General features: G+C 60.6%; 7 protein-coding genes. 6 read left to right on the top strand and 1 reads right to left on the bottom strand.

What is annotated here, in order from left to right; genetic code table 11:
* On the top strand, positions 1-237 hold a 237-nt coding region (locus tag GIW04_RS10460; RefSeq protein WP_236478977.1), incomplete at its 5' end, for a kinase/pyrophosphorylase.
* 140 nt (positions 238-377) lie between these two features.
* On the opposite strand, the gene GIW04_RS10455 is transcribed toward GIW04_RS10460, so the two are convergent.
* Positions 378-1802: an aminotransferase-like domain-containing protein gene (locus GIW04_RS10455; RefSeq protein ID WP_120248454.1), complete on the bottom strand. Its 1425-nt coding sequence runs from the start codon at positions 1800-1802 to the stop codon at positions 378-380.
* A 109-nt stretch (positions 1803-1911) separates the two neighbouring features.
* Here GIW04_RS10455 and GIW04_RS10450 point away from each other — a divergent pair, with 109 nt between their 5' ends.
* From GIW04_RS10450 to GIW04_RS10430, 5 genes are read left to right on the top strand one after another with little or no spacing between them, the layout of a single operon-like run.
* Complete coding sequence (locus tag GIW04_RS10450; protein ID WP_032900824.1) at positions 1912-2856, top strand: DMT family transporter; 945 nt, start codon at positions 1912-1914, stop codon at positions 2854-2856.
* Between the two features lie 23 nt (positions 2857-2879).
* On the top strand, positions 2880-4742 hold the full coding sequence (moeB, locus tag GIW04_RS10445; RefSeq protein ID WP_120248455.1) for a molybdopterin-synthase adenylyltransferase MoeB: 1863 nt from the start codon (positions 2880-2882) through the stop codon (positions 4740-4742).
* Positions 4743-4758: 16 nt separating this feature from the next.
* A complete protein-coding gene (locus GIW04_RS10440; RefSeq protein WP_120248492.1) occupies positions 4759-5673 on the top strand; it encodes a PLP-dependent cysteine synthase family protein in 915 nt (304 codons plus the stop codon).
* A 37-nt stretch (positions 5674-5710) separates the two neighbouring features.
* Positions 5711-6703, top strand: a complete 993-nt coding sequence (locus tag GIW04_RS10435) for a serine O-acetyltransferase (protein ID WP_120248456.1) — start codon at positions 5711-5713, stop codon at positions 6701-6703.
* A 2-nt stretch (positions 6704-6705) separates the two neighbouring features.
* Positions 6706-7434 (top strand): alanyl-tRNA editing protein, encoded by a 729-nt coding sequence (locus GIW04_RS10430; RefSeq protein ID WP_120248457.1) that lies wholly within the window; start codon positions 6706-6708, stop codon positions 7432-7434.
* Positions 7435-7507: the final 73 nt, after the last annotated feature.

Genomic DNA, 7507 nt, shown 5'->3' with positions numbered 1-7507 from the left:
CATTCACACAAGCTGTTCGGCCTGACCATCGACCCGGACCGGCTGACCGCCATCCGCAACGAACGCAAGCCCAACAGCCGCTACTCCAGCTATGCCCAGTGTGAATTTGAAGTGCGTGAAGTAGAAAATCTGTTCCGCCGCGAGAATATTGCGCACATCAATTCCACGCATTTTTCGGTGGAAGAGATTTCGGCGAAGATTTTGGTGGAGAAGGGTGTGGAGCGGCGCTTCAAGTGATCTCTGTCGCCTGATCTGATCGTTCCCACGCTCTGCGTGGGAACGCCGCCTGGGACGCTCCGCGTCCCGCAATAGCGACGCGGAGCGTCGAAAGATGCATTCCCACGCAGAGCGTGGGAACGAGCAACGGTAACGCGGATTTACAGATGAAACCGCCCGCCTCCCTGCCCCAACGCCGTCGCCAGCGCATCAAAGCCCTCGCGCAGTAACTGATCATCGCCCGACGTGTTGCAGATACTCGCCCGAATAAACTGCGGCACCGCCGTCTGCCCCACGGCAAACGCCTCGGCGGTGGCGATCAGGTAATTGTTCTGCTTGAGCTCCGCCTCGATTTCCGAGGCCCGCCAGGGCTCCGGCACTTCGATCCAGAAGTGCGGGCTGTTGAAGTGGGTGCGATAAGCCAGGCCGGTCAATAGATCTTCGACCAACGTCTTGCGCCGGCTGATCTCGTTGATCTGCTGACGCAACAAATATTCCGCCGTGCCGTTTTCGATCCACTGGGTCGCCAGTTCCAAGGTCACAGGTGTGGCCATCCAGCAGGTCGAACGGATCGCCGCCGAGATGCGGCTGACCAGCGCAGGTGGCGCATGCACGTAGCCCACCCGCAAACCGGCTGACACCGCCTTACTCAGGCTGCTGATCAAGATCGTACGTTCAGGCGCGAAATAGCTGAGGGGCGGCGGACGGTCCTCCACCAGCACACCGTGGGCTTCGTCCTCCAGAATCAGCAGGTTATGTTCGCGACACACCCTGGCCAAGGCTTCGCGGCGCGCAACCGATAACACGGCGGTGGTCGGATTCTGGATAGTCGGCGTGCAATACAACGCCGAAATCCGGTGATTACGACAGACCTCATCCAGCGCCGTGGGCAGCACACCCTCCTCGTCCATCTCCAGGCCGATCAGCCGCACCCCCAGCATGCGCGCAGCGGTAATCAGCCCGGGGTAAGTCAATTGCTCGGTGACCACCGTATCGCCAGCGCGCAGCAGGGCCATCATGGCGCACAGCAAGCCGTGCTGGCCGCCGTTGACGCAGATGACCTGCTCGGGAATCGGATGAAACTCGCGCTGCACCAGCCATTGCGCGCCCGCTTCACGGTAACGCGGCAGGCCGGCGTCCGGGGTGTAGGCGCTGATGTCCTGGAGGAACTTGGCGTTGGTCGACAGGGTTTGAAAGCTCTGGGCGAGAAACACCGTCTCTTGCCCGGGAATGTGCATGTTGCGGCTCATGTCGAAGTACTGGCGCGGCTCCTCGCTGAAATTGCGAAAGCCCTCATCACGCTGGCGCTCCATCCCACGCTTGCGCACGAAGGTGCCGTCACCGACCCGTGCAACCACCAGGCCCAGGCGCTCCAGTTCACCGTAGGCCCGGCTGATGGTGCCGATGGTCACGCCTAAATTGTCGGAAAGCACCCGATGGGGCGGCAGTTTTCGTCCCGGTTCAATCAAGCCTTCGAGGATGCCCCGTTCCATCACATCGGACAGGCGCTTGTACTTCACGCCCTGCCCGTTGGACAAGCCCTCACGCATAATTGACACCATGTCAATATTTGTTTTGACAGCCATCTTTCGCCCTAATAGTGTGCTTTTACGGGTTCAATCGCCGATAAACATAACTCATTACAAGTTCAATATAGAGTTCAATTCCGGCTCAGGGAAGCAATAAACGATGCCAATGTCCGCCGTTCTCGAAAACACTGCAAAAACAAAAACGCAAAAACAGTGGCTCGCCGGGCTGGTGACCAGCGTGATGTTCCTGATCGTTTGCCTGAGCTGGGGCACTACTTGGCTGGGCATCAAGATCGCCGTCGAGAGCGTGCCGCCGCTGACATCCGCCGGCCTGCGCTTTCTCATCGCGTTTCCGCTGTTCCTGTGTTTTGCCATGGTGCGCCGTGAGCCGATCCTGTTTCCCCGGGAAAGCCGCTGGTTCTTCGTATTCGTGACCCTGTCCTACTTCAGCGTTCCCTACTATTTGCTCAATTACGGCGAAATGCATGTGTCGTCGGGCCTCACCGCCCTGCTGTTCAGCTGCATGCCGGTGTTCATCCTGATCTTCTCCGCGCTGTTCCTGCGCGAGCGCATCTATTTCTCCCAGGTGGTCGGCATCGGCATCGGTTTCGGCAGCCTCTACATGATCATCAGGAGCCAGGGCCTGCACCTGGACCACGCCGAGTTCCTCGGGGTGCTGGCCATTCTGAGCGCCGCGATCATGCACGCCTTGTGCTATGTCATTACCAAGCAAAAAGGCAGCGCCATCAGCGTCATCACCTACAACACCCTGCCCATCGGCATTGCCGGGCTGATGCTGTTCCTGGCCGGCCTGTGGTTTGAAACGCCGACGTTCGACGCCATCACCCTGCGTTCCTGGAGCGCGCTGTTCTACCTGGGCCTGGTGGCCTCGGTGGGCGGGTTCATTGTGTATTTCATGCTGCTCAAGCGCCTGAGCCCGATCATCCTGTCATTCGTCTTCATCATCTTCCCGGTGTTCGCGGTCATCATCGGTGCCTGGTACGAAGGCGTGGAAATTTCCCGCGACCTGATGCTGTATTCGGCGATCCTGCTGGCCGGCTTTGCGATCACCAAGTTGCCGATCGAAAAACTCATGGCCAAGAAAAAGTGACCCTCAACCAACGCGAGAGAAACATGGACGTCCTCCGCCCCACCGCCCTGGAACAGATCTACGCCCACGCCAGCCGCAGCTACCCCGAGGAATGCTGTGGTTTTGTCTTCGCCGACGGCAGCGTGTACCTGGGCAGCAATATCCAGAATGAGCTGCACCGCAAGAACCCCCAGATGTACCCACGCAGCGCGGCCAACGGCTACACCTTTTCGGTGGCCGACACCCTGCTGATGAACAAGGCGTTTCGCAGCGACAACCCGGTGGTGGTGATCTACCACTCACACCCGGATGTGGGCGCCTATTTCAGTGACGAAGACCAGGACAAGGCACTGTTCCTGGGCGAGCCGATCTTCCCCGTCAGTTACCTGGTGGTGGATGTTCGTCAGGGCCAGGCCCTGGGCTCCAAGCTGTTTGCCTGGGATGGCAAGCATTTCTCCCTTCAACCTTTCAACGACCTGCACACGGAGTTGTCCATGAACGCTGTCTCTTTCCCCGACATTCTGGTTCGCGTGGCCAAGCTGCCGGAATCGACCCTTGAGGGCGCCGGATCGACATTGCGCGAAGTCATTGAAAATCTCTGCACCCATCACCCCCAATTGCGTCAGCACCTGTTCCATGAAAATAACGACCAGCTCAAGGAACACTTCCTGTTTACCGCCGAGGAGGCGCTGATAGACGCCGATGAAGCCCTGCCAGCAAAAGCCCGGATCGAAGTATTGCTCGCCACCTCCGGCGGCATGGACATCGACACCCTGAGCAACGAAGAAGTGCAGCGCTATGTGCGCCACATCACCCTGCCGGGCGTCGGCCGCGAGGGCCAATTGAACCTGAAGAAAGCCAAGGTGCTGGTCATCGGTACCGGCGGCCTGGGCTCGCCCATCAGCCTGTACCTGGCGGCGGCCGGCATCGGCACCCTGGGCCTGGTGGACTTTGACGTGGTGGAAAGCAGCAACCTGCAACGCCAGATTGTGCATGGCAACAGCACCCTGGGCATGCCCAAGGTCGAGTCCGCCAAGCAGCGCCTGCTGGACCTCAACCCCTATATCCAGATCAATGCGCACAACACCGCGCTCGACACTGACAACGCCCTGGAACTGGTGGGTGCCTATGACCTGGTGATCGACGGCACCGACAATTTCGACACCCGCTACCTGGTCAACGACGCCTGTGTGCAGTTGGGCAAACCTTTGGTGTACGGCGCCATCTACCGTTTCGACGGGCAGATCAGCGTGCTCAACTATAAAGGTGGGCCGTGCTATCGCTGCCTGTTCCCCAAGGCCCCGCCCGCTGAGCTGGCGCCCAATTGCAGCGCGGGCGGTGTGATCGGCGTGTTACCGGGCGTGGTCGGCATGATCCAGGCCACCGAGGCGATCAAAATGCTGATCGGCATTGGCGAACCCTTGTCCGGCCGCTTGATGCGCTTCGACGCACTGGCGATGAAGTTCAGCGAGATCCGCTTCAAGCGCCGCGCCGACTGCCCCTGCTGTTCAGACCTGCGCCACAGCGAAACCGTCGCGCCGGCCACCTGCGCCGATGCCGTACCGAGCCAGCCCTCCCTGGCCGCAGAACGCTACATCAAGCCCCAGGTGCTCAAGCAAGTGCTCGAACACCCCAGCAGCGCCGATGTATTGCTGGACGTGCGTGACGCCAGCGAACTGGAAGTGTGCAAATTACCGGGCGTGGTGCATATCCCGCTGGCAGAACTGGATGGGCAGCTCGCCAGCCTGAGCCGCGACAACACCCACTACCTGATCTGCTACGCAGGCGCCCGTGCCGAGCAAGCCGCCAGCACCCTGTTGGCAGCCGGCTTTGCCAACACCAAAGTCCTGCAGGGTGGCATGAAACATTGGGTTCGCGACGTCGAACCTGACATGCCGTTGTACTGATAGTGGGGACGTGCTGATGCTGCATAACTCCATTCTCGACGTCATCGGCCAAACGCCGATCGTGCGTCTGGCCCAGTTTTCCGAAGACCTCGGCATCGAGGTCTACGCCAAGCTGGAGTCCCTCAACCCCGGCGGCAGCCACAAGGCGCGCATCGCCCTGGGCATGATCCTGGATGCCGAGCGCCGCGGTGTGCTGATCCGTGATTCCGGGCAGACCATCATCGAACCCAGTGGCGGCAACACCGGCATTGGCCTGGTGATGGCCGGCAACGTGCTGGGCTACAAAGTGGTGCTGGTGATCCCTGACAACTACAGCCCGGAAAAACAGAAGCTGCTGCGGCTGTACGGTGCCAGGGTAGTGCTGTCCGACAGTCGCCTGGGCAATAACTCACACGGTGAAAAGTGCATGGAGCTGCAGTTGGAGAACCCCAACTACGTGATGCTCAACCAGCAACGCAACGGCGCCAACCCCCAAACCCACCGCGACACCACCGCCCCGGAAATCCTGCGCGCCTTCGGTGAACAGCGCGTGGACTACTTCGTCAGCGGCATAGGCACAGGGGGCCACATCACCGGTATCGGCGAAACCCTCAAGGCCGCCTGGCCCGCGCTGCGAGTGATGGGCGTAGAACCGGAAGAATGCGACCTGCTCAAAGACCGGCACGCGGCGCACGGGATCCAGGGCCTGTCGATCGGCCTGATCCCCAGCATCCTCAACCTGGACGTGATCGACGGCATGCTCAAGGTGTCGCACGCCGATTGCCTGGACATGATCAAACGCATCATGCGCACCGATGCCATCAGCCTGGGGCTGTCTTCGGCCGCCAACATGGTTGCCATCGCCCAACTTGCCCCCGAACTGCCGCCTGAAACGGTGGTGTTGACCATGGTCTACGACAATGCCGAGAGCTACCTGCCCAGTTTCGAATAACCGGGCTTTTAACCATTCAACATACGGGGGTGTCTCCATGGGGGGCTTTATCGACATGCAACAGCTGCACGATGAGTTGCTGACCCACCTCATCACCACCCTGACGCCCGGGCAGATGAAGCAGCTGGAACCGCACCTGGCGCCGTTGATCCAGAACGCCGCCCAGGCGGTGGCCGAGGACCTGATTGCCTATGCCTATCGCGACCCCGCGTCCCGTGGGCGCGGTGAGTTGATCCTGGAATCCTACGCCTCGTTCAAGGCCGTGCTGTTCTACCGCCTTGCGCACCTGGTGTGGCATTTCCAGGCCGCTGACAACGGCGAGTTTTCGCGCATGGCCCTCAAGCTGAGCAACCAGGGCAAGATCCTCTCCGGCGCCGAGATTCACCCGGCAGCGCGTATTGGACGGCGCTTTGTGCTGGACCATGGCTACGGTACCGTCATCGGCGAAACCTGCGTGATCGGCAACGACTGCTACATCCTCTGCGGCGTGACCCTGGGCGCGCGCGGTATCGCCAACAACCCGGACGGCAAGCGCCACCCACGCCTGGGCAATAACGTCGAAGTCGGCGCCGGCGCCCGGGTGCTGGGCTATGTTTCGATCGGCGACAACGTGTTTATCAGCCCCTCCTGCGTGATTACCCAGGACGTGCCGGCAGGCACCAAGGTCAAGGTGGTCAACCAGATCCAACTGCAAAAAAACGATGAATCGGACCACAGCAACTACCTCGGCGCCTTTGCCCTGGATGAGCGCTTGCACGTGGTGGGCGAAGTGAGTGCCGGCCACAAGGTCACCGTGCTGGACGCCGACTTTCATCCACTGCAAGGGCTGATGCTTGAACCCACGGTGAAAGAGCGGCATCACCTGCAGTTTCGTCTGCGTCGCCTCGACACCGGCGAACAACTGCCACGCCTGCCGCTGAACCTGAAGGTATGCGGGCCGGAATTTGAAATCACCCTGCTCTCTCCCCCTGGCTTGAGCGCACTGGTGCGCCACCTCTTGCAAGCCACCCCATTGATCGTCGGAGGTTGAACATGTCTGTGCATACCATGGAAACCCTGGCGCTGTTCGACAGCGCGCCCTACCAGAACGCCTTCAGCGCCCGGGTGATTGCCGTCAGCGAAGAGGGTATCGCCCTGGAGCACACCCTGTTCTACCCCACCGGCGGCGGGCAACCGGGCGATACCGGCCACCTCACCCTGGCCGACGGCACACGGGTGCAAGTGACCGGCACGGTGCGCGACCCGGTGTTGCGCTCGATCATCTGGCATCAGGTGGACCACTGCCCCGAACAGTTGGCCGCTGGCGTCCAGATCGACGCCGGGCTGGATTGGGAGCGGCGCTACCAGCACATGAAGATGCACACTTGCCTGCACTTGCTGTGTTCCCTCATCGACGCGCCCGTGACCGGTTGCAGCATCAGCGCAGATAAAGGCCGCCTGGATTTCGACCTGCCAGAAATGACCTTGGACAAAGACCGCCTCACCCAAGACCTCAACGCCCTTATCGAACAAGCCCACGCGGTCAAGACCCTGTCGATGCCTGCCACCGAGTACGCGACCCTGCTGCAAATAACCCGCACTCAGGCGGTTGCGCCGCCGGTGGTCTCGGGTTCGGTGCGGGTGATTGAAATCCCCGGCATCGATATCCAGCCCTGCGGCGGTACCCATGTGCTCAACACCGAGGAAATCGGCCGGGTGTTCTGCGAGAAGATCGAGAAAAAGAGCAAGCACAACCGCCGGGTGATACTGCGGTTTGAATAGATTCTGAAGCAGAAACTTCAGTCAACTGTGGGAGCTGGCTTGCCTGCGATAGCTGACATCCAGTCAATTCATG

It is taken from the genome of Pseudomonas sp. PA-4-8C (assembly GCF_021606625.1).
Taxonomy (GTDB): domain Bacteria; phylum Pseudomonadota; class Gammaproteobacteria; order Pseudomonadales; family Pseudomonadaceae; genus Aquipseudomonas; species Aquipseudomonas lactis.
The sequence above is the reverse complement of the archived record's forward strand: the minus strand, read 5'-3'. Positions and strand labels throughout refer to the sequence as shown.

Coding starts and splice junctions, on each gene's coding strand:
- GIW04_RS10440 (WP_120248492.1), top strand. CDS start 4,759: ATGCTGCATAACTCCATTCTCGACGTCATCGGCCAAACGCCGATCGTG.
- GIW04_RS10450 (WP_032900824.1), top strand. CDS start 1,912: ATGTCCGCCGTTCTCGAAAACACTGCAAAAACAAAAACGCAAAAACAG.
- GIW04_RS10455 (WP_120248454.1), bottom strand. CDS start 1,802: ATGGCTGTCAAAACAAATATTGACATGGTGTCAATTATGCGTGAGGGC.
- moeB (WP_120248455.1), top strand. CDS start 2,880: ATGGACGTCCTCCGCCCCACCGCCCTGGAACAGATCTACGCCCACGCC.
- GIW04_RS10435 (WP_120248456.1), top strand. CDS start 5,711: ATGGGGGGCTTTATCGACATGCAACAGCTGCACGATGAGTTGCTGACC.
- GIW04_RS10430 (WP_120248457.1), top strand. CDS start 6,706: ATGTCTGTGCATACCATGGAAACCCTGGCGCTGTTCGACAGCGCGCCC.